This window comes from Streptomyces sp. NPDC053513 (assembly GCF_044544765.1).
Taxonomy (GTDB): domain Bacteria; phylum Actinomycetota; class Actinomycetes; order Streptomycetales; family Streptomycetaceae; genus Streptomyces; species Streptomyces litmocidini.
On the sequence record NZ_JBITXP010000038.1, the window covers coordinates 1 to 20,700 of the forward strand.

At 71.1% G+C, this 20,700-nt stretch carries 22 protein-coding genes; 7 read left to right on the forward strand and 15 right to left on the reverse strand.

Features of this window, described 5'->3' with window-relative positions; genetic code table 11:
* Positions 1-134: 134 nt before the first annotated feature.
* Genes ACIGW4_RS35835 through ACIGW4_RS35850 form a run of 4 tightly spaced genes read right to left on the reverse strand, consistent with a single transcriptional unit; the run spans position 135 to position 3,754 of the window.
* A complete protein-coding gene (locus ACIGW4_RS35835; RefSeq protein ID WP_399585736.1) occupies positions 135-803 on the reverse strand; it encodes a response regulator in 669 nt (222 codons plus the stop codon).
* The gene (locus ACIGW4_RS35840) at positions 800-2,050 is read right to left on the reverse strand and encodes a sensor histidine kinase (RefSeq protein WP_399585739.1); all 1,251 of its coding nucleotides are present in this window, start codon (positions 2,048-2,050) and stop codon (positions 800-802) included. Before ACIGW4_RS35840 ends, ACIGW4_RS35835 begins: the two co-directional genes overlap by 4 nt.
* A 13-nt stretch (positions 2,051-2,063) precedes the next feature.
* Positions 2,064-2,855: an ABC transporter permease gene (locus tag ACIGW4_RS35845; RefSeq protein WP_398713122.1), complete on the reverse strand. Its 792-nt coding sequence runs from the start codon at positions 2,853-2,855 to the stop codon at positions 2,064-2,066.
* The gene (locus ACIGW4_RS35850) at positions 2,852-3,754 is read right to left on the reverse strand and encodes an ATP-binding cassette domain-containing protein (protein ID WP_123453919.1); all 903 of its coding nucleotides are present in this window, start codon (positions 3,752-3,754) and stop codon (positions 2,852-2,854) included. Before ACIGW4_RS35850 ends, ACIGW4_RS35845 begins: the two co-directional genes overlap by 4 nt.
* 152 nt (positions 3,755-3,906) lie before the next feature.
* On the opposite strand from ACIGW4_RS35850, the gene ACIGW4_RS35855 reads away from it, so the two are divergent.
* A complete protein-coding gene (locus tag ACIGW4_RS35855) occupies positions 3,907-4,494 on the forward strand; it encodes a GNAT family N-acetyltransferase (protein ID WP_123457401.1) in 588 nt (195 codons plus the stop codon).
* Between the two features lie 178 nt (positions 4,495-4,672).
* Here ACIGW4_RS35855 and ACIGW4_RS35860 read toward each other — a convergent pair whose 3' ends face one another.
* From ACIGW4_RS35860 to ACIGW4_RS35885, 6 genes are all read right to left on the reverse strand, one after another.
* On the reverse strand, positions 4,673-6,202 hold the full coding sequence (locus tag ACIGW4_RS35860) for a type VI secretion protein (RefSeq protein ID WP_399585742.1): 1,530 nt from the start codon (positions 6,200-6,202) through the stop codon (positions 4,673-4,675).
* Complete coding sequence (locus tag ACIGW4_RS35865; RefSeq protein WP_093874932.1) at positions 6,203-7,597, reverse strand: ATP-binding protein; 1,395 nt, start codon at positions 7,595-7,597, stop codon at positions 6,203-6,205.
* Positions 7,598-7,617: 20 nt separating this feature from the next.
* The gene (locus tag ACIGW4_RS35870) at positions 7,618-9,171 is read right to left on the reverse strand and encodes an SCO6880 family protein (protein ID WP_123453921.1); all 1,554 of its coding nucleotides are present in this window, start codon (positions 9,169-9,171) and stop codon (positions 7,618-7,620) included.
* The gene (locus ACIGW4_RS35875; protein ID WP_399585746.1) at positions 9,168-10,508 is read right to left on the reverse strand and encodes a hypothetical protein; all 1,341 of its coding nucleotides are present in this window, start codon (positions 10,506-10,508) and stop codon (positions 9,168-9,170) included. Before ACIGW4_RS35875 ends, ACIGW4_RS35870 begins: the two co-directional genes overlap by 4 nt.
* On the reverse strand, positions 10,498-11,334 hold the full coding sequence (locus tag ACIGW4_RS35880; protein WP_359591765.1) for a hypothetical protein: 837 nt from the start codon (positions 11,332-11,334) through the stop codon (positions 10,498-10,500). Before ACIGW4_RS35880 ends, ACIGW4_RS35875 begins: the two co-directional genes overlap by 11 nt.
* A gap of 98 nt (positions 11,335-11,432) precedes the next feature.
* Positions 11,433-11,741 carry a hypothetical protein gene (locus ACIGW4_RS35885; protein ID WP_093874928.1) on the reverse strand — a complete coding sequence of 103 codons (309 nt, stop codon included), beginning with the start codon at positions 11,739-11,741 and terminating at the stop codon, positions 11,433-11,435.
* 339 nt (positions 11,742-12,080) lie between these two features.
* Between ACIGW4_RS35885 and ACIGW4_RS35890 the strand changes: the two genes are divergently transcribed.
* Positions 12,081-13,106 (forward strand): bifunctional lytic transglycosylase/C40 family peptidase, encoded by a 1,026-nt coding sequence (locus ACIGW4_RS35890; protein ID WP_185094585.1) that lies wholly within the window; start codon positions 12,081-12,083, stop codon positions 13,104-13,106.
* 222 nt (positions 13,107-13,328) lie between these two features.
* The gene (locus tag ACIGW4_RS35895) at positions 13,329-14,051 is read left to right on the forward strand and encodes a phosphatase PAP2 family protein (RefSeq protein ID WP_123453929.1); all 723 of its coding nucleotides are present in this window, start codon (positions 13,329-13,331) and stop codon (positions 14,049-14,051) included.
* An 8-nt stretch (positions 14,052-14,059) separates the two neighbouring features.
* Here ACIGW4_RS35895 and ACIGW4_RS35900 read toward each other — a convergent pair whose 3' ends face one another.
* Positions 14,060-14,215 (reverse strand): hypothetical protein, encoded by a 156-nt coding sequence (locus ACIGW4_RS35900; RefSeq protein WP_185094586.1) that lies wholly within the window; start codon positions 14,213-14,215, stop codon positions 14,060-14,062.
* 129 nt (positions 14,216-14,344) lie between these two features.
* On the opposite strand from ACIGW4_RS35900, the gene ACIGW4_RS35905 reads away from it, so the two are divergent.
* A complete protein-coding gene (locus ACIGW4_RS35905) occupies positions 14,345-15,187 on the forward strand; it encodes a hypothetical protein (RefSeq protein ID WP_123453931.1) in 843 nt (280 codons plus the stop codon).
* A gap of 150 nt (positions 15,188-15,337) precedes the next feature.
* Complete coding sequence (locus tag ACIGW4_RS35910; protein WP_359591769.1) at positions 15,338-15,508, forward strand: hypothetical protein; 171 nt, start codon at positions 15,338-15,340, stop codon at positions 15,506-15,508.
* A gap of 53 nt (positions 15,509-15,561) precedes the next feature.
* Here ACIGW4_RS35910 and ACIGW4_RS35915 read toward each other — a convergent pair whose 3' ends face one another.
* Positions 15,562-15,927 carry a metal-sensitive transcriptional regulator gene (locus tag ACIGW4_RS35915; protein ID WP_123453933.1) on the reverse strand — a complete coding sequence of 122 codons (366 nt, stop codon included), beginning with the start codon at positions 15,925-15,927 and terminating at the stop codon, positions 15,562-15,564.
* 194 nt (positions 15,928-16,121) lie between these two features.
* Between ACIGW4_RS35915 and ACIGW4_RS35920 the strand changes: the two genes are divergently transcribed.
* A complete protein-coding gene (locus ACIGW4_RS35920; RefSeq protein ID WP_041130381.1) occupies positions 16,122-16,742 on the forward strand; it encodes a DUF47 domain-containing protein in 621 nt (206 codons plus the stop codon).
* Positions 16,743-16,747: 5 nt separating this feature from the next.
* Complete coding sequence (locus ACIGW4_RS35925; protein ID WP_123453935.1) at positions 16,748-17,746, forward strand: inorganic phosphate transporter; 999 nt, start codon at positions 16,748-16,750, stop codon at positions 17,744-17,746.
* Positions 17,747-17,838: 92 nt separating this feature from the next.
* On the opposite strand, the gene pstB is transcribed toward ACIGW4_RS35925, so the two are convergent.
* The 3 genes from pstB to pstC are packed head-to-tail and all read right to left on the reverse strand — an operon-like array spanning position 17,839 to position 20,689.
* Positions 17,839-18,615: a phosphate ABC transporter ATP-binding protein PstB gene (pstB, locus tag ACIGW4_RS35930; protein ID WP_123453937.1), complete on the reverse strand. Its 777-nt coding sequence runs from the start codon at positions 18,613-18,615 to the stop codon at positions 17,839-17,841.
* Positions 18,616-18,641: 26 nt separating this feature from the next.
* A complete protein-coding gene (pstA, locus tag ACIGW4_RS35935) occupies positions 18,642-19,718 on the reverse strand; it encodes a phosphate ABC transporter permease PstA (protein WP_123453939.1) in 1,077 nt (358 codons plus the stop codon).
* On the reverse strand, positions 19,715-20,689 hold the full coding sequence (pstC, locus tag ACIGW4_RS35940) for a phosphate ABC transporter permease subunit PstC (protein WP_398713134.1): 975 nt from the start codon (positions 20,687-20,689) through the stop codon (positions 19,715-19,717). The genes pstA and pstC overlap by 4 nt, the downstream gene beginning before the upstream one ends.
* Between the last annotated feature and the right edge of the window lie 11 nt (positions 20,690-20,700).

The window sequence follows — 20,700 nt, forward strand, 5'->3', positions numbered from 1 at the left end:
GGAAGCTAAGCCTTTCAGCGCCGATGGTACTGCAGGGGGGACCCTGTGGGAGAGTAGGACGCCGCCGAACAATTTTTAGCCTCAACCCCCGGACCATGTCCGGGGGTTGAGGCATTTTTGCGTTCGGATCCTTTTCAGGCCGACGTGACGAGGTGGGTGTCGTAGGCCAGGATGACCGCCTGGACGCGGTCCCGGGCGCCGGTCTTGGCGAGGATGCGGCCCACGTGGGTTTTCACCGTCGACTCGGCCAGGTGGAGGCGTTCGGCGATTTCCGTGTTGCTCCAGCCCTTTCCGATGACCGTGAGGATTTCTCGTTCCCGGTCCGTGAGGGAGGAGAGGCGGGGGTCTTCGGGCTGCGGGGGCGCCGTGGGGGACGTCGGCAGGTGGTGGATGTAGGCGTCCAGGAGGCGGCGGGTGAGGCTCGGGGCGACGACCGCGTCGCCGGCGGCCACCGCGCGGATGCCCGCGAGGAGTTCCTCCGGCTGGGCGTCCTTCACCAGGAAGCCGCTCGCGCCGGCGCGGAGGCCGTCGTACGCGTACTCGTCGAGGTCGAAGGTCGTGACGATCAGGACGCGGCTCCGGGCGCCCGTGGCGATGACGCGGCGCGTGGCCTCGATGCCGTCCAGGCCGGGCATCCGGATGTCCATCAGGACGACGTCGGGGTGGTGCCGGTCGACCAGACGGATCGCCTCGGTGCCGTTCGAGGCTTCGCCGACGACTGTCATGTCGTCCTGGCTCTCCAGCAGCATGCGGAAGCCGAAGCGCTGCATCGGCTGGTCGTCCGCGATGAGAACGGTCGTCACGAGGGGGAGTCCTCCCGGGGGAGTCGGAGTCGGACGGTCCAGCCGCCGGTCGGCAGCGGGCCGCATTCGAGTGTGCCGTCGTAGAGGGCCGCGCGCTCGCGCATTCCGGTGAGTCCCTGGCCCTGGCCCGGCGTGGGGGGCGGGGCCGTCTCGCCGGTGTTCGTGATGTCCGCCCGTACGTCGTCCGGCGTGTAGGTGAGGGTCACCCGTGCCTCCGCTCCCGGGCCCGCGTGCTTCAGGGTGTTCGTCAGGGCTTCCTGGACGACGCGGTAGACCGTCAGTTGGGCGCCCGGGGGGAGGGGGCGGGCGGGCGGTTCGTCGCGGGTTTCGAAACGTACGGGCAGGCCTGCCTTCCGTACGCCGGTGATCAGGGTGTCGAGGTCGGCCAGGGTGGGCTGGGGGTCGCGGGCCGCGTCCTCCTCGTCGTCGCGCAGGACGCCGAGGAGGCGGCGGAGCTCGGCGAGGGCCTGACGGCTCGTCGTGCCGATGGCTTCGAGGGCCTGGGCGGCGCGCTCCGGGTTCCGGGCCGCCGCGTAGCGGCCGCCGTCCGCCAGGCCGGTGATGACGGACAGGTTGTGGCCGATGATGTCGTGCATCTCCCGGGCGATGCGGGTGCGTTCGGCGGCGGCCGCGAGCCGGACCTCCTGGTCGCGTTCGATCTCCAGGCGGCGGGCCCGGTCGACGAGGCCGGCGGTGTGGTCCTTGCGGGAGCGGACCGCGATGCCGAGGAGGGCGACCAGGGCGTACGCCCACAGGGTGGGGACGACGCGCTGGTCCCAGGACTCCGAGGGGAAGCGGACCGCGCCCGTGACCAGGGGTGGTGCGATCAGGGCCAGGGACCACAGGAGTGCGCGGGGCGGGCGGCTGAGCGCGATGTGGAAGAGCGGGAGCATCTGGAGGTACGCGGCCTGGAGGAAGGCTCCCGAGCCGTCGCTGACCAGGGTCGCGCCGGCCATCACCGCCAGGACGGCCGTGGGATGGCGCCGGCGCCAGTACAGCGGTACGGCGAGGGCCAGGGACAGGGTGACCACGAGCCAGGCCGGGACGGACGGGTCGCGGGCGGTGTTCCGCCAACCGCCTGCCGCGTCCACGAGGGCGGCGACCGTCCAGAGGAGGGTCACCGCGGTGTCCCACACCCAGGGGCGGCGCGTGTCGAAGGCCCGTGTGTGGTCGAGGAGGCGTTGGACGTGTCTGCTCGGGCCCGTCGTCCCGGGCGGCCGCGGTGTCTCCTCGGTGTCCGTGGTCACCCCGTCATCTTCCTCATACGTCCCGGCGCCCCAGCAAGAGGGCGGGGACGGCGAGTGCCGCGGCCGCCCACAGGAGCAGGGCCAGGAGGGCCGCGCCGGGCGAGGCCGCGTCCGGGAGGGGGGTCGCGGAGCCGAGGACGCCGGCCGCCTGCGTGGGGAAGTACCGGACGACGGTGTCCATCACCTCGTACGGGAGCATCCTGATGATCTCCGGGACGATCAGGACCCCGCCGACGAAGGCGCCGATCGCGCCGGGCACCGAGCGGAGGGCGGCGCCGAGGCCGAGGGCGATCAGGCCGAGGAGGGTGACGCCGGCGGCGTTGCCGGTGATGGCGGCGAGGACGCCGTCGTCGGTGAGGGAGGCGGCTTGGTCGGTGTCGGAGAGGAAGACCTGGGCGGTGAGGAAGGTCAGCAGGGCGGTGAGGAGGGAGACCGTGAAGACCGTGGCCGTGTAGACCGTGGCCTTCGCCCACAGGACCGGGGTTCGGCTCGGGACGGCGGTGAGGGTCGCGCGGATCATGCCCGTCGCGTACTCGCCGGCGGTGACGAGGATGCCGAGGACGGCGAGGGCGATGCCGCCGAGCTGGGAGCCGTACAGGGTGAGGACGACGGTGTCGACGTCGGAGTCGCCGCCGTCGGAGGTGTAGGTGGCGCCCATGAGGATGCCGACGCCGAGGACGAGCGCGGCGGCGGTGAGGAGGGTGATCCAGGTGGAGCGGACCGTCCGGAGTTTGTGCCACTCCGAGTGGAGGACCCGGGTGGGGGTGATCCGGTAGGGGGCGGTCGTGGTGGTCGTGGTGGTCATGCGGGGGCTCCCTGGTACTCGACGGAGTCGCGGGTGAGGTCCATGAACGCCTGCTCCAGCGAGGGGGCCTGCGGGGTGAGTTCATGGAGGGGGACGGCGTGGGCGGCGGCCGCGTGGCCGATCTCCGGTGCCTCCAGGCCGGTGACGAGGAGGGTGTCCGGTCCCTCAGCGGTGATCCGGGCGGCCGGGAGGAGCGCGCGCAGCCGGTCCGCCTCCGGGGTGACGACCTTGACGCTCGTGCCGCCCGAGGCGCGGACGAGCTCGTCGACGGTGGTGTCGGCGAGGAGACGGCCCTTGCCGATGACGATCAGGTGGTCGGCGGTGAGCGCCATCTCGCTCATGAGGTGGGAGGAGACGAGGACGGTACGGCCCTCGGCCGCCAGGTTCTTGAGGAGCGTACGGATCCAGAGGACGCCCTCCGGGTCGAGGCCGTTGACCGGTTCGTCGAGGACGACGGTGGCCGGGTCGCCGAGGAGCGCGGCGGCGATGCCGAGGCGCTGGCCCATGCCGAGCGAGAAGCCCTTGACGCGTTTGTGGGCGACGTGGGTGAGGCCGGCGAGGGCGAGGACCCGCTCCACGCGGGCGCGTGGGATGCCGTGCGTGTGGGCGAGTGCCATGAGGTGGTGGTGGGCGGAGCGGCCGGGGTGCACGGAGCGGGCTTCCAGGAGGGCACCGACGTGGGTGAGCGGGGCGCGGTGGGCGGCGTAGGGGCGGCCGTCGACGGTGGCGTGGCCGCGGGTGGGGGCGTCGAGGCCGAGGATCATGCGGAGGGTGGTGGACTTGCCGGCGCCGTTGGGGCCGAGGAAGCCGGTGACGGAGCCCGGGCGGACGGTGAAGCCGAGGTCCTGGACGACGGTGGTGTCCCCGTACCGCTTGGTGAGGTTCTCTGCTCGGATCATGCCTTCGACGCTAGGGAGCGGGTGGCGGTCGGGCGTCGGACCCGGGGCGGGTGTGGTGGGGAGGGCGTAGTACCGGGGTACGACGGGCGGTGTGCGTGCTTCCGAGGAAAAGGCCTTGTCAGGGGGGTGTGGGGCTCGTCAGGATCGACGGCATGGACTATTCGATACGCACCATCCGCGCCGACGAGTGGGAGAAGACCCGCGAGATCCGGCTGGCGGCCCTTCAGGACCCGATCGCCCACCTGGCGTTCCTCGACACGTACGAGGACGCCGTGGAGCGGTCCGACGACTTCTGGAAGGAGCGGGCGGAGGGCGCGTCCGAGAGCGGCGACGGGAAGGTGCGGCAGTTCGTGGCCGAGGCGCCGGACGGCAGCTGGGCGGGCACGATCGCGCTGCTCGTGGAGCGGCCTTCGGACGAGGTGCGGTTCGGTGAGGCGGCGAAGGTCGACCAGACGCACATCGTGGGTGTGTACGTGCGTCCCGAGGCGCGGGGGACCGGGGTGATCGACGCGCTGTTCCAGGCGGGGGTGGAGTGGTCCTGGGGGCTGCCGGAGCCGGCGATCGAGCGGGTGCGGCTGTACGTGCACGAGGAGAACGCGCGGGCCGCGGCGTTCTACCGGCGGTTCGGGTTCGTGGCGACGGGGGACACGGTGGCGGTGCCGGGGTCCGAGTCGGCGCTGGAGCTGGAGTACGAGTTGGTGCGGCCTTCGGCGGGTGTGGGGGCAGGCGCGGGGGCCTAGGCCGTCTTTTCCGGATCTTGCCTCGCCCGCGCCGCCCGGCACCGCACCTCGCTGCGTTGTCGGAAAGCCCAAGGACGTCCAGTAATCGGGCATTCCTCCGCCTTGCGATGCACGGCACCGGACGACGCGGGCTTAACCGGCAAGATCCGAAAGAGACGGCCTAGGCGTGCCTTGTCGATCAGGCCCGGCCCGGGGCGCCGTCCGTTGTGCCCACTCGTTCCGTCCCGGCGGGACGACTGCCCACAACGGAGTTCGGCCAGCGGCTCTTCGCCTGTTCCTCGGAGCGCATCAGGGCCAGGGCCGGGAGGCCCTGGGTGGGGCCCGTGGCCAGGAGGTCCGGGAGCTGGGGGAGGGGGGCCACCGCGGCCACGTCGTCGAGGACGAGGGTCAGTGGTGGGTCGAGCCGACCGTCGGATGACCGTGCGGCCATGCGGCGGCCGTGCTCGACCACGCTTGCGGCGAGGGCCGTGAGGAGCGGCATCGCGCCGGGGTGGGTGCGGGGATCCTCGATCGCCTCGCCCACCACATAGAGGGTGCCCCCTTCGGCGAGGAAAGATGCCAGGGCCAGCGAATCAGTTCGATTCGGTACGCACGCCTCCCTGATGTGGATCGAGGAGAGGGCTCCCAGCGCACGTGCCGTCAGTTCCTGGGCCAGGCGGCGGCTTTCCGGGTGTGCCGTCAGCGCCGACTCCAGGAGGCCCGCCAGGCCCGAGGCGGCCTTCGGGTGGCTGCGGAGGATGCGTACGGGCTCGTGGGCGCCCGCGCCCTGTGCCCAGCGGTGGACCTGCCGGAAGGGGCGGCCGTCGACGGCGGCGGCGTGCAGCCAGCAGCGCAGGAGCGTCTCCGCGGTGTCGGCGGTGGCCGCGTCGAGGCGGGAGTGCGGGCGTACGGGGGCGAGCAGGGCGGTCGCGCGTTCCTGCGCCACCGCCGGGTCCTCGCAGCCCTCGGACGGTGACCAGTGGAGCCGGGCGGGGGTGTCGCAGAGGTGGCCGGGGTCGTGCACCAGGACCGGGCCGAGCTTGCCGCGCGCGTCCTTGGTGGAGGACCAGACGGCGGGGTCGGAGGTGACGGCCAGGACCGGGCCCTCGGCGTCCAGGATCGCCTGCACGGCGGCCGGGCGGCGGGTCTCCGGGGGGCCGTAGAGGGTGCGGGGGGTGGCTATGGGGGCGGGTGGGGCGGGGGTGGGGGCGAGCACTGGTGCCGGTGCCGGTGCCGGTGCTGGTGTCGGTCTTGACGGCGGGACCGTGGTCGGGGTCGGTTCCGGGGGGAGTTCCTCCGTCGGGCGGCGCGGGGCCGGGGGTGCCGTGGGCTCCTTCCGTACCCGTGCGGGAGTCGTCTCGTACGCCCCCGTCTTCCGGTGCGCGCGGACCGCGCGCCAGCGGGTCAGGGTGCCGAGGACGAAGACGGCGAGGACCATCAGGATCATCGCCTCGCCGATCACCAGGCCCCAGAAGAGGCCGTAGCCCGACAGCTGCTCCGGCGGGGTCGCCGGCCAGGCGGCCGGGAGGTCCGTCGGGGCCGTCGCCAGGGCGCGCAGGGCCGTCGGGGTGCCCGTGAAGGCGACTCCCCGCGGCCAGGCGCCGTGGGTGAAGAGGCCGGCGAGGCCGGTGGCCGTCCACACCAGGACCGTGAGGCCGAGGAGGAGGCCGATCAGGCTGAGGAGCAGCCCGTCGGAGATCCCTCCGCCTCCCTTCCGTGCCTGTTCCATCTACGCCACCGTCGACTGCGAAGTGCCGTTCATCTGCTGCTCGATGAGGATCGCCCGCTGCTCCGTCTCCCACTCCAGTTCCGGGTCCGTGACGGAGGACTCGGTCATGGCGCGGTCGGTGTAGACGAGGGGGCGTTCCTTCTCGGTGATGAGGTGTTTGACCACCTGGACGTTGCCGTTGACGTCCCAGACCGCGATGCCGGGGGTGAGGGTCGGGATGATCTCGACCGCCCAGCGGGGCAGGCCGAGGACGCGGCCCGTGTTGCGTGCCTCGTCGGCCTTCTGGGCGTAGATGGTCCGGGTGGAGGCCATCTTGAGGATGGCCGCCGCTTCCTTGGCCGCCGCGCCGTCGACGACGTCGGAGAGGTGGTGGACGACGGCGACGAAGGACAGGCCGAGGCGGCGGCCGAACTTCAGGAGCCGCTGGAACAGCTGGGCCACGAAGGGGCTGTTGATGATGTGCCAGGCCTCCTCGACCAGGAAGATGCGCTTCTTCCGGTCGGGGCGGATCCAGGTGTGTTCCAGCCAGACGCCGACGATCGCCATGAGGATCGGCATGGCGATGGAGTTGCGGTCGATGTGGGACAGGTCGAAGACGATGAGCGGGGCGTCGAGGTCGATGCCGACCGTGGTGGGGCCGTCGAACATGCCGCGCAGGTCGCCGTCGACGAGGCGGTCGAGGACGAGGGCGACGTCCAGGCCCCAGGCCCGTACGTCGTCTATGTCGACGTTCATCGCCTCGGCCGATTCGGCCTCCGGGTGGCGGAGGCGTTCGACGATGTCGGTGAGGATCGGCTGGCGGTCGGTGGTGTGCTCGGTGACGTAGGCGTGGGCGACCTTGAGCGCGAAGCCGGAGCGCTCGTCGAGGCCGTGGCCCATCGCCACCTCGATGATGGTGCGCAGGAGGGCCAGCTGGCCCGTCGTGGTGATCGACGGGTCGAGGGGGTTGAGGCGGATCCCGGAGTCGTTGGCGACCATCGGGTCCAGGCGGATGGGGGTTATCCCCAGCTCCTGGGCGATGAGGTTCCATTCGCCGACGCCGTCCTCGCCCTGGGCGTCGAGGACGACGACCTGCCGGTCGCGGAAGCGGAGCTGGCGGAGCACGTACGTCTTCTCGAGCGCCGACTTGCCGTTGCCGGATTCGCCCAGGACCAGCCAGTGCGGGGCGGGGAGCTGCTGACCGTACAGCTGGAAGGGGTCGTAGATGTAGCCCTTTCCGCTGTAGACCTCGCGGCCGATGATGACGCCGGAGTCGCCGAGGCCGGGTGCGGCGGTCGGCAGGTAGACGGCCTGGGCCTGCCCGGTGGAGGTGCGGACGGGCAGGCGGGTCGTCTCCACCTTCCCGAAGAGGAAGGAGGTGAAGGCTTCGGTGAGGACGGACAGCGGATCTCGCATGGGTCTGTGCCCCTTCGGCCCTAGCGGCGGATGCCGGTCGCGAACGGCAAGGTGTTCACAAAGGCCCGGTGGTGCTCGCGGTCGCACCACTCCAGCTTCAGGTACGACTTGCCGGCGGAGGCCCTGATCGTGCGCTTGTCCCGGGCGAGGGCCTCGGGCGAACGCGACGACACCGTGATGTACCCGACGAGGTTCACCCCTGCCGCGCCGCTGGCGAGATCTTCACCCCGCTGGTCGAGTCGGCCGTGGGCGGCGATGTCGCGCGGGTCGACCGTGCGGTTCATCTTGGCGGCGCGGCTGGCGTCGGCCTCGTCGTTGGTCTTCTCGGTGAGCATGCGCTCGATGGCGACCTCGGTGGGCTCCAGGTCCATGGTGACGGCGACCGTGCGGATGACGTCGGGGGTGTGGACGAGGAGGGGGGCGAGGAAGTTGACGCCGACGGGGGTCATCGGCCACTCCTTGATCCAGGCCGTGGCGTGGCACCAGGGGGCGCGGGTGGAGGACTCGCGGGTCTTGGCCTGGAGGTACGTGGGTTCCATCGCGTCGAGTTCGGCGGGCCAAGCGTTTCGTTTCGTCATGGCCTGGATGTGGTCGATGGGGTGGTCCGGGTCGTACATGGAGTGCACGAGGGACGCGAGGCGGGACTGGCCGAGGGGCTGGCGGACGCGGATGTCGGCCTCGGCGAGGCGGGCGCAGATGTCGGTGAGCTCGCGGGCCATGACGACGGCGAGGCCGGCGTCGCGGTCGAGCTTGCGGGCGCCGGAGGTGTGGCGGGCGGCGCGGGCCATGGCGTTGGCCTCGGCGGCGAGCTCGCGGGTGTAGTGCATGCAGGCGACGAGGTAGGCGCGGTGCTGCTCGCTGGAGGTGGAGACCATCGACTGGAGCTGGTCGTACGACTCCTGGAGCCACGCGGGCGCGTGCGGGTCGCCGCGCTGGCCGACGTCCTTGGCGTGGGCGTCGGGGTCGGCGGGGAGGGTGCGGGCGAGCATCTGGAGGCGGGTGACGAAGCCGTCGCCGTTGGCCACGTGCTTGAGGAGGGTGCCGAAGCGGTCGACCAGGGCCTCCTGGTCCTCGCTGTCGCGCAGGCCGACGCCGGGGCCCTCGATCTCGATGGCGGCGGTGACGGTGCGGCGGTCGGCGTGGAGGAGGACGGCGATCTCGTCGGGGCCGAAGGGGGCGGCGAGCCAGCCGACGTTGCCGATGCCGGGGGGCGGGCCGATCTCGACCTCGCGGCCGTCGAGGCGGGTGCCGGCCTCGTGGGCGACGGAGCGGTAGGTCGTGCCGCGCTTGAGCATCCGCTTGTAGCTGCGGTTGATCTCGAACCACTTGTAGAACGTGCGGTGCTTGTACGGGAGGTACACGGCGGCGATCGCGAGCATGGGCAGGCCCGCGAGGAGCGCGATGCGCAGGGGGAGGGCGGGGACGAGGAGTCCGCTCATCATGCCGAGGAAGGCGCCGACGATGATCAGGGCGATCTCGCCGGTCTCACGGTTCTTGCCGACGATCGCGTTCGGCCGGGCGCGGCCGATGAGATACGTGCGGCGGGGCGCGACCGGCTGGGACTGGGTCGTCAACGCCCTGCACCTCCAGAGTTCTTGCGGTTGCTGTGCGGGGTACCCGCGGTGGGACTGCTGCTACGGGGCGGGGGCGTCGAGCCGCCGCCTCCGGTGGCTCCGCCTCCGCCGCCTGCGCCGCGGCTGCTGTGCGCGGCCATGCCGCCGGAGAGGGGGTTGGCGGGGCGGGGCGCGGAGCCCTGGGACTGGCCTCCGCCGCCGTCGCGGGTGCTGTGGGTCTTGATGCCCTGGGAGACGAGGGACGCGGGGGAGGAGATGACGGCCGCGGCCGTGTTCTCGCCGGCGCGGTGGAGGCGGCTGTTGCGGGAGGCGGCGATCTCGTCGCCGAAGCCGGGGACGAAGCGGTAGATCATCGCGGAGGCGAAGATGGCGAGCAGGATGATCGCGAGGCCGGAGACGACGGCGGAGAAGGAGTTCGGTCCGGTGCCGGAGGAGAGGGCGCCGGCGAGGCCGAGGACGATGACGATGATCGGCTTGACCAGGATGATCGCGATCATGATGCCGGCCCAGCGGCGGACGTGGCCCCACATGTTCTTGTCGACGAGACCGGAGTAGACGACGACGCCGAGGAGTGCGCCGACGTACAGCATGACGGCGCGGAGGAACAGCTCCAGGTAGAGCACGCCGGCGGCGAGGACGGTCACCAGGGACACGATGATCAGCATGATGGGGCCGCCACCGATGCTGTCGCCCTTCTGGAGGGCCTCCTTGAAGCTGCCGAAGAAGATGTCGGTCTGTTTGCCGGTGCCGGAGGCGATGACCTCGGTGATGGCGTCGGTGGCGTTGACGACGGTGTAGAGGATCAGGGGGGTGAACGCGGAGGCGAGGACCGTCAGCCAGAGGAAGCCGATGGCTTCCGAGAGGGCCGTGGTGAGGGGGACGCCGCGGACGGCCCGCTTGGCGACGGCGAGGAGCCAGAGGAGGAGGGTGAGGACGGTCGAGGCGGCGAAGACGATCGCGTAGCGGCCGAGGAAGGCGGTGTTGGTGAAGTCGACGTCGGCGGTCGCCTTGACGGCCTTGGAGAGGTAGTCGATGGTCGCGACGGCGGCGTCGGCGAAGCCGCGGGAGAGGGAGGTGAGGGGGTCGAGGGCGGTGGTGGGGTCGGTGACGGCGGTCTTGTCGGCGCCGCCTCCCGTCTGGCCCTTCTCGCAGAGGTCCCGTGCCTGCCCCACGATGAGGCGGCAGGGGTTGTCGCCGGTGCTCGGGGTCGGCGTCGGGCCCGGCGGGGTGGGCGTGGGCGCCGCCTGGGCGTCGGAGGCGAGCAGGAGCGGTGCGCTGAGGAAGGCGACGGCGAGTGCGGCCGTCGCACGACCCGCCAGGCTTCGGCTAGCGGGCATAGGTGAACCCTCCGTATCCCTGGACGGCCTCGGCGATCTCGTCGGCCGTGGAGGCGCGGTTGTCGCCGTTGACCGGCGTGGGGCCCTCGCTCTGGGTGGAGGACTCCACGCGCCAGTCGCCCCCGACCCACGTGAGCTTCTCCGTGAGGGTGAACCAGGTGGACGTGACGGGCTTGGTCGAGCCCGTGCCGGCGAGGCCGACCAGGCCGGTGCACCAGACCTCGACGGTGGCGGAGGTGTCGGTGTAGGCACGGACCTTGGCGCCGACCGGGATGGTGCGGGACACGAAGGTCAGTCCGGCGGGGGCGGCGCCGTTCGCGTCGAGTCCGATGCCTGCCAGGAAGTCGGCCGTGTAGGCGGCGTTCAGCTGCCGCACGAGGTCGTCCGCGATCTTGGGGTCGTGGATGGCGCGTACGAGGTCCTCGCGGGGACCGGCCTGGAACATGTCCGCCGACCCCAGCGCCACCGCGTAGTTCGTCGCCGCGCTCTGGGCGCCCTGGTCGTCGTGGCTGTAGCCCGTGGGGATCGCGCCGTTCTTGCCGGTGACCGGGCGGACGCCCGTCGCGGCGGTGGGGGCGGTCCTGCCCGGTGTGCCGGAGCGGGCGCCGGCCGCGTCCGCCGGTTCGTCGCCGCCGCGGTTGGCGAAGGCGATCGCGGCGACGAGGAGGACCACCACGCCCACGACCGTGATGAGGGATCGGGAGCTGCGGACGGGGCGGCGGGCGCCGCCGTAGACGTCGCCGCCGTTGCCCTCGGGCAGGCGGGTCCGGGTCTGGCCCGAGCCGCCCACGCCGCCGAAGCTGTCGTGCTCGTCGCCGGGACTCATGCCGGGTACGCCCCCTCACTCGTTCGCGGGTACGGCCGTGCTTCAACATGACTGGGCATCAGGGAACGCATTCTCAGGAGGGTCGGTCCGACGGGAGATCAGACGGCCATCCCGTACACGATGGTGAACAGCGTCCCCAGCGATCCGATGATGAAGACGCCGGTCAGACCGGCGACGATCAGGCCCTTGCCCTGTTCCGCGCTGAACGTGTCCCGGAGGGCGGTCGCGCCGATGCGCTGCTTGGCCGCTCCCCAGATGGCGATGCCGAGGCAGAGCAGGATGGCCACGGCCATCACGACCTCGATCATCACCTTGGCTTCGGCGCCCAGGCTCCCGAAAGGTCCCCAGTTGGGGGCGATTCCACCGATGATGGTGTTGATGTCGCCCTTTTCGGCCGCCAGGTACATATAACTCACCGCCCCTGTTGGGTACTTGTGCGCCCCTGCCGAACGGCATGGGTCATCGCCCTATCTTCGCTGATGAAACCGCCCACGTGTGACGGCTTGGCGGCTCTCTTTACCCGATCCCCGCACACTTGACCGGTCTGACCGTCTTGACCTGCGGTGGTGTGGCCGGTTTCCATGCGAAGAAGCGTATGGTCACTCTGTGTATCACGGAGGGTGACTCCGGGCAATGATTGTCGTTGTTGCACTCTTGGGGCCGCGTCAGACGCCATCCCCTCGCGGTGCCCCGGCGCCTAGACTGACCCTCCGGACGTACTGCCATGAACCGAGGGGTGGTTGACGGTGCGTAGGGCTGGCAAGGCGTGGTGGTGGGCCGGTGGGGGACTGGGGGTCTGTCTCGGCTTCGTCGCGCTGCTCGTCGTCGGCACGTACTCCGCGGCAGCCGGGATCGCCGGTGGCGCGGGGGTCAAGGGCGGGGCCGTCGCCCTCGCCAAGGGGGCCGTTCCCGCTCTCTACCAGGGCCTCGTGCAGCGGTGGGGGAACCTGTGCCCCGCCATCAACCCGGCGCTGCTCGCCGCGCAGCTGTACCAGGAGAGCGGCTGGAACCCGCGGGCCGTCTCCCCGGCCGACGCGCGGGGCATCGCCCAATTCATCCCCGGCACCTGGGCCGGGCACGGCATCGACGGGGACGGGGACGGGGACCGGGACATCTGGGACCCGCAGGACGCCATTCCGTCCGCCGCCTCGTACGACTGCGAAATCGCCGGCTACGTGAAGGACGTCCCCGGGGACCCGGCGGACAACATGCTGGCCGCGTACAACGCGGGCGCGTACCGGGTCATCCGGCACGGCGGGGTGCCGCCCATCAGCGAGACGCAGAACTACGTCCGCATCATCCGGTCCCTGGAGAAGAGCTTCGCCCGGCCGGTGGGCCGGGTCGCGCCCTCGCAGCAGGCCGCGGCCGCCATCCACTACGCGCAGCAGAAGCTGGGCACCCCGTACCTCTGGGGCGGTACGGGCACGGCCGCGGAGGGTGGGCGGTTCGACTGCTCCGGGCTCACCCAGGCCGCGTACGACAGCGTCGGCGTGCGGCTGCCGCGCGTCGCCAACGACCAGTACAACGCCGGTCCGCACCCGAGCCGGGAGGAGCTGCTCCCGGGCGACCTCGTGTTCTTCTCGGACGACCTGACGAACTCCCGGGCCATCCGCCACGTCGGCATCTACGTCGGCGGCGGCTACATGATCGACGCCCCGCGCACGGGGGCCGTGATCCGCTTCGACCGGATCGACACGCCGGACTACTTCGGCGCCACCCGGGTCACCCAGGAGGGCGCGGCGGCGCTGCCCACCCATCTTCCGCGGACCTGAGGGAGGCAGACGGCCCGTCGGGCGGTCTCGGGGCGTATCGGGCATGGCTGGAACTCTCCGTCATGCGCAGGCCCTGGGCTGCGGCGGGCCGTCACTCTTCGATAACGTCGGCATGATCCACCGGAGAGAGCGGAACGTACGCCTCAGGCGGTTCGTTCCCTGATCCGACCGCTCTGACCACGGGGGTTGGAAACCAGACACGAGAGCAAGGGGCCGCAGCAGATGGCTGGACTCGCATCGGACGGCTCGAACCCCGATGTCGGCCTGCTCTACGACATCAACGGACTGGCCAAGGCCGCTCCGCCGTGGTTCGACCGCGTCATGGAGTTCGTCGGCGAGTACGGGATCCTGCTCGCGATGGTCCTCGTCGTGCTCTGGTGCTGGTGGAGCGTCCGCCGGCGCGGCACCCCCGCCGACTCCGTCTCGGCCGTCGCCGGGCTCGTGTGGGCCCCGCTGGCGGCCGGCATCGCCCTGCTGGTCAACATCCCCATCCGCGGTTTCGTCGAGCGTCCCAGACCCTTCAAGGACCATCAGGGGCTCGAGGTCCTCGTCGACGGGAAGACCGACTTCTCGTTCGTGAGTGACCACGCCACCCTCGCCATGGCCCTCGGCGTCGGCCTCTTCGTCGCCCACCGCCGCTTCGGCCTCGCCGCCATCGGCCTCGCCCTCGCCGAGGGCTTCGCCCGCGTCTACATGGGCGTCCACTACCCGACCGACGTCATCGGCGGCTTCGCCCTCGGCACCGCCGTGGCGCTGCTCCTCGCCCCGGTCGCGCTCGCCTTGCTGACGCCCGTCGTCTCCGCCGTCGCCCGCTCCGGCCGCGGCGCCCGGCTCGTCCGCTCCCGCCGGAGCGACGCGGCGCGCCGCCCCGAGGCCGTCGGCATCCCCGAGCCCCGGCTCGGCGGCCCCGCCGGCGGTACGGGGCAGAAGGACCTCGCCGCGTAAGGGCGGTCCTAGGAGTTGTTCGCGCGCAGGTGTTCCGCCGCGTCCGTGCGGGCCTTGTCGCGGGATCTGCGGGCCGGGCCCGTCCAGCCGCAGCTGCACCGTGCCAGCGCGAACGAACCGCGCTCCGTCGTGGTGGTCGTGTGGGAGGAAGCCTGCGCGTGCACCCCACCACCGTACTGCGCGTGACGGCTCGCCCCGACCGTCGTTATGCGGATCGGGTGTCCCCGGGCCCGCGGGCCCCGGGGAAGGGCGGTGCCGGGCAAACAGCGGTGAGGCGTTGGGGGTTGGCGGCGATGGTGGTGCAGCGGTACGGGCGTCCGCAGGGCTTCGGGAGCGGGGCGTTCGCCGCCGCCCTCCTGGTCGGCTCCCTCGTCGGGACCGCGGCGGTCACGGGCTGCGCCGCCCCCGAGGACCCGAAGGCGGCGGCCGCCGACCCCGCCCTCGCCGTGCGGAACGCCGCCGACGCCCTGGCGAGGGCCGGCACCTCCAAGGCGAGCACCTCCATGGAGATGGCCGCCGGCGGTACCCGGGTCACCATCCGGGGCGAGGGCGGCTACGACTTCCGGCGCCGCACCGGGCGGCTCCAGGTGCTGCTGCCGAAGGACCCCGCGGGGGCGAGCGAGCACCGGCCGATCACCGAGCTCCTCACCCCCGGCGCGCTCTACATGAAGAACCGGGGCGCCGGAGTGCCCGCCGACAAGTGGGTCCGCGTCGACACCGCTTCCCTCGACGACGGGAACCTCGTCACCAACGGCGCCACCGACCCGGCCGCCGCGGCGGAGCTGCTGCGGGGCGCCCGTGAGGTCACGTACCTCGGCGAGGTCGATCTGGCAGGGGTGAAAGTCGGCCACTACCGGGGCGTCGCCGACATCGCGCACGCCGCCCGGGTCGCCTCGCCGCAGCTGCGCGGGGCGCTCGCCGCGGCGGCGAAAGGGTTCGCCAAGGACACGGTGCCCTTCGACGCGTACCTCGACGGCGAGGGGCGGCTGCGGAAGGTGCGCCACCAGTTCAGCTTCAGCAACCAGGGCCGGACGGTCGCGGTCGCCTCGACGACCCTGCTGTACGGCTTCGGGGTTCCCGTCGAGGTGACGCTGCCGGACCGCCGGGACATCTACGCCGGGAAGATCGAGGCCTGAGCCGGTGCCCGGCCCGGCGCGGTGGTGGCGCGGGCCGGCCGGGGGCGGTACGGACCATCGGCAAATGGTCCAGACGTGTCATGCGCCGTACGCGTCGCCGTACCTACGCTGGGGGACCGCTGGGAGACCGACGCCGGCAGGAAGAGGTGGATGCGCGTGGCCCCGCCCGGTACAGCAGCCGTGCCCGCAGACCCGGACTGTGTCGCCCTCGCGGAGATCGAGCTCTGCGGCGAGCTGATCATCGCGGCGTCGGCCGCGGACGGGGAGCGGCTCAGCGCCGACCGGATCGACGAGGTGCTGCGGGTGGCGGCGGACCTCTGAGGACGGGCCCCCGGCAGGGGACCCCGGAGGGTGAGGTCCGGGCCGCTTCCCCCTCAGGTGCGCATCATGCGGGCGATGGCCTTCGTGGCCTCCTCGACCTTCTCGTCGATGCCCGTGCCGGTGGCCGCCGCGTCCGCGACGCAGTGCCGGAGGTGCTCCTCCAGGAGCTGGAGTGCGAAGGACTGGAGCGCCTTCGTCGAGGCCGAGACCTGCGTGAGTATGTCGATGCAGTAGACGTCCTCGTCGACCATCCGCTGGAGACCGCGGATCTGGCCCTCGATCCGGCGCAGCCGCTTGAGGTGCTCGTCCTTCTGCTTGTGGTAGCCGTGCACGCCGTGGTCGTGCCCGTGCGCGTGGTCGGCCGGCTCGACGGCCCCGACGGCCTCGGGGGTGACCTGGTCCGCCTCGGTGGTCGTCATCGCGTCCTCCCGTTGTCCAGAAAAGGGGGTGTATACCCCTCGTGGGTATATGGTACCGATCCCCGCCGATCCGGGCGGGGGCCCGTGCAGTTCACTGTGCCTGATGGGCGACACTGAGAGACGCCGGTTAGCCGTGGCCGGATGATGCGCCTAGCATCAGCCTGACCGAAACCCAGCACACCCGAGGACCTCACGTGCGATTTCGTCTGACCCCCAGGGAGACGAGCTTCTACGACATGTTCGCCGCGTCCGCGGACAACATCGTCACGGGCTCCAAGCTCCTGATGGAACTGCTCGGAGCGGAGCCTTCCGCCCGGGCCGAGATCGCGGAGCGGATGCGGGCAGCGGAGCACGCCGGTGACGACGCCACCCACGCGATCTTCCACCAGCTGAACTCCTCCTTCATCACGCCGTTCGACCGCGAGGACATCTACTCCCTCGCGTCGTCCCTCGACGACATCATGGACTTCATGGAAGAGGCCGTCGACCTGGTCGTCCTCTACAACATCGAAGAGCTTCCCAAGGGTGTCGAGCAGCAGATCGAGGTCCTGGCCCGGGCGGCGGAGCTGACCGCCGAGGCCATGCCGAACCTGCGGACGATGTCCAACCTCACCGAGTACTGGATCGAGGTCAACCGCCTCGAGAACCAGGCGGACCAGATCCACCGCAAGCTGCTCGCCCACCTCTTCAACGGCAAGTACGACGCCATCGAGGTGCTGAAGCTCAAGCAGGTCGTGGATGTGCTGGAGGAGGCGGCCGACGCCTTCGAGCACGTGGCCAACACGGTGGAGACCATCGCGGTCAAGGAGTCCTGAGCTTCGTGGACACCTTCGCTCTGATCGTGACCATCGGGGTCGCGCTCGGCTTCACGTATACGAACGGCTTCCACGATTCCGCCAACGCCATCGCCACCTCGGTGTCGACCCGGGCGCTGACCCCCCGGGCGGCGCTGGCGATGGCGGCGGTCATGAACCTCGCGGGTGCCTTCCTCGGCAGTGGCGTCGCGCACACCGTCAGCAAGGGTCTGATCGAGACCCCGACGGGCAATTCGGGGATGGGGATCCTCTTCGCCGCGCTGCTCGGGGCGATCGTCTGGAACCTGGTCACCTGGTACTTCGGTCTTCCCTCGTCCTCCTCGCACGCGCTGTTCGGCGGCATGGTGGGCGCGGCGCTCGCCGGCGGCACGCAGGTCATCTGGTCGGGCGTCCTGGAGAAGGTCGTCATCCCGATGTTCCTCTCGCCGGTCGTCGGCCTGATCGCCGGTTACCTGGTGATGACCGCGATCCTGTGGATGTTCCGCAAGGCCAATCCGCACAAGGCCAAGCGGGGCTTCCGCATCGCGCAGACCGTCTCGGCGGCCGGCATGGCGCTGGGCCACGGCCTCCAGGACGCGCAGAAGACCATGGGCATCGTGGTGATGGCCCTGGTCATCGGCGACGTGCAGAGCGCGGACGCGCCGATCCCGGTGTGGGTGAAGTTCGCCTGCGCGCTGATGCTCTCGCTCGGTACGTACGCGGGCGGCTGGCGCATCATGCGGACCCTCGGCCGCAAGATCATCGAGCTGGACCCGCCGCAGGGCTTCGCGGCGGAGACGACCGGCGCGTCGATCATGTTCCTGACGGCGTTCGTCTTCAAGGCGCCGATCTCGACGACGCACGTCATCACCTCCGCGATCATGGGCGTCGGCGCGACGAAGCGGGTCAACGCGGTCCGCTGGGGCGTCGCCAAGAACATCGTCCTGGGCTGGTTCATCACGATGCCGGCGGCGGGACTGGTCGCCGCGGCGAGCTACTACGTCGTGCAGCTGGTCTTCGGGTAGAACCCCGGAAAGTGGTCGGGCCCGGCTCCCCGTGGGGGAGCCGGGCCCTTCGTCTTGCGGTGGCACCGCCATGCAGCACCACAAGACGGGTCTTAACCGAAGCGGCCGGAGATGTAGTCCTCGGTCGCCTGGACGCTCGGGTTGGAGAAGATGCGCTCGGTGTCGTCCAGCTCGATCAGCTTGCCGGGCTGGCCGACGGCCGCCAGGTTGAAGAAGGCGGTGCGGTCCGAGACGCGGGCGGCCTGCTGCATGTTGTGCGTCACGATGACGATCGTGAAGCGCTCCTTCAGCTCGCCGATCAGGTCCTCGATGGCGAGGGTGGAGATCGGGTCGAGGGCCGAGCAGGGCTCGTCCATCAGCAGGACGTCCGGCTCGACCGCGATCGCGCGGGCGATGCACAGGCGCTGCTGCTGGCCGCCGGAGAGGCCGGAGCCCGGCTTGTTGAGGCGGTCCTTGACCTCGTTCCAGAGGTTGGCGCCCTTGAGGGACCGCTCGACGATGTCGCCCAGCTGGGACTTCTTGTAGTTGCCGTTGAGGCGCAGGCCCGCCGCCACGTTGTCGAAGATCGACATGGTGGGGAAGGGGTTCGGGCGCTGGAAGACCATGCCGACCGTGCGGCGCACGGCGACGGGGTCGACGTTCGTCCCGTACAGGTTCTCGTCGTCCAGCATCACCTTGCCCTCGACGCGACCGCCGGGGGTGACCTCGTGCATGCGGTTCAGGGTGCGCAGGAAGGTGGACTTGCCGCAGCCGGAGGGGCCGATGAAGGCCGTCACGGAGCGGGGCTCGACGGTCATCGAGATGTCGTCGATCGCCTTGTGGGCACCGTAGTAGGCGGAGAGGCCGCTGACGTCGATTCGCTTGGCCATATCAATTCACTTCCAGTGTGCCGCGGTCAGCGGCCGGTCTTGGGGGCCTTCCAGCGGGCGATGCCGCGGGCCACCAGGTTGAGGATCATGACGAAGGCGATCAGGACGAGCGCGGCGGCCCAGGCGCGGGCCACGGCGGCGTCGGTGCCGACCGCGTACTGCTCGTACACGTAGAGCGGCAGGGAGGACTGGGCGCCTTCGAAGGGGTTCGGGTTGATGAGCTTCGTACCGAACACGAGGAGCAGGACCGGGGCCGTCTCACCGGTGATGCGGGCGACCGCGAGCATGACGCCCGTGGTGATGCCGCCGATCGCGGTGGGCAGGACCACCTTCAGGATGGTGCGCCACTTGGGGATGCCGAGGGCGAGGGAGGCCTCGCGGAGCTCGTTCGGGACGAGCTTGAGCATCTCCTCGGTGGAGCGGACCACGACCGGCATCATCAGGATGGCGAGGGCCATCGCGCCGGCGAAACCGGAGGGGCCGAAGCCCAGGATCAGGTTCCAGGTGGCGAGGACGAAGAGGCCGGCGACGATCGACGGGATGCCCGTCATGACGTCGACGAAGAAGGTGACGGCCTTGGCGAGCCTGCTGCCGCCGCCGTACTCGACGAGGTAGACGGCGGTGAGGAGGCCGATGGGCGCGGCGATCAGGGTCGCGATGCCGACCTGCTCGATGGTGCCGAGCAGCGCGTGGTAGACGCCGCCGCCCTCCTCGGCGTCGAGGACGCCGTTCATCGAGTGGGTCAGGAAGTACGGGCTGAGGGCCTCCAGGCCCTTGCTGATCGTGACCCAGGCGAGGGAGAGCAGCGGGACGACGGCGAGGACGAAGCAGACCCAGACGAGGCTGGTGGCGACGCGGTCCTTGGCCTGGCGGCGGCCCTCGACCTTGGTGGTCACGGCGAAGGTGACGAGGACGAAGAGCAGCGCGGCGATCAGGCCCCACTGGACCTTGCTGTGCCAGCCGGCGGCCAGGCCGATGCCGATGCCTCCGGCGATCGAGCCGGCGGCGACGGCGGCCGGGGTCCAGCGGGGGAGGCGGGCGTGGGAGAGGGACCCGCGGCGCGGGGCCACCGAGACCGGACGTTCCTGTATGGCGTGGCTCATGCCGCGGCCCCCGAGTACTCCTTGCGGCGGCCGATGATCCAGCGGGCGGCGCCGTTGACCAGCAGGGTGATGACGAAGAGGACGAGGCCGGAGGCGATCAGCGCGTCCCGGCCGAACTCGTTGGCCTCGTTGAACTTCGCGGCGATGTTCTGGGCGAAGGTGCCGCCGCCCGGGTCGAGGAGGTGGCCCGAGAGGACGAAGCTGGGGGAGAGGACGACGGCGACGGCCATCGTCTCGCCGAGTGCGCGGCCGAGGCCCAGCATGGAGGCGGAGATGATGCCGGAGCGGCCGAAGGGCAGCACCGACATGCGGATGACCTCCCAGCGCGTGGCGCCGAGGGCGAGGGCGGCCTCCTCGTGCATCCTCGGGACCTGGAGGAAGACCTCGCGGGTCACGTTGGTGATGATCGGGAGGATCATGATCGCCAGCAGGATGCCCACGGTGAAGAGGTTGCGGGCGACGCCGTCGCTGGACTTGTCGAAGACGTACGTCCAGCCCAGGTACTGGTCGAGCCACTTGTTGAGGCCGTCCAGGTACGGGACGAGGAAGATCGCGCCCCAGAGGCCGTAGATGATGCTGGGCACGGCGGCGAGCAGGTCGACGACGTACGCGAGCGGCTTGGCCAGCTTGCGCGGGGCGTAGTGCGAGATGAAGAGGGCGATCCCGATCGCGACGGGCACGGCGATGAGCATCGCGATGACCGAGGAGACGAGGGTGCCGAAGGCGAGGACGGCGATGCCGAAGACCGGCGGGCTGCCCGCCGGGTTCCACTCGAAGGTGGTGAAGAAGTTCGTGCTGTCGTCCGAGATGGCGAGGACGGCACGGTAGGTCAGGAAGACCGCGATCGCGGCCATGATCACGAGGAGGGTGATGCCGGAGCCTCGGGACAGGCCGCTGAAGATGCGGTCCCCGGGGCGGGTCGCGCCCTGGGCGCCCCGGCTCCTGTGTATGTCGGGTGTGCTGGTAGCCATCGGTTTTCTCC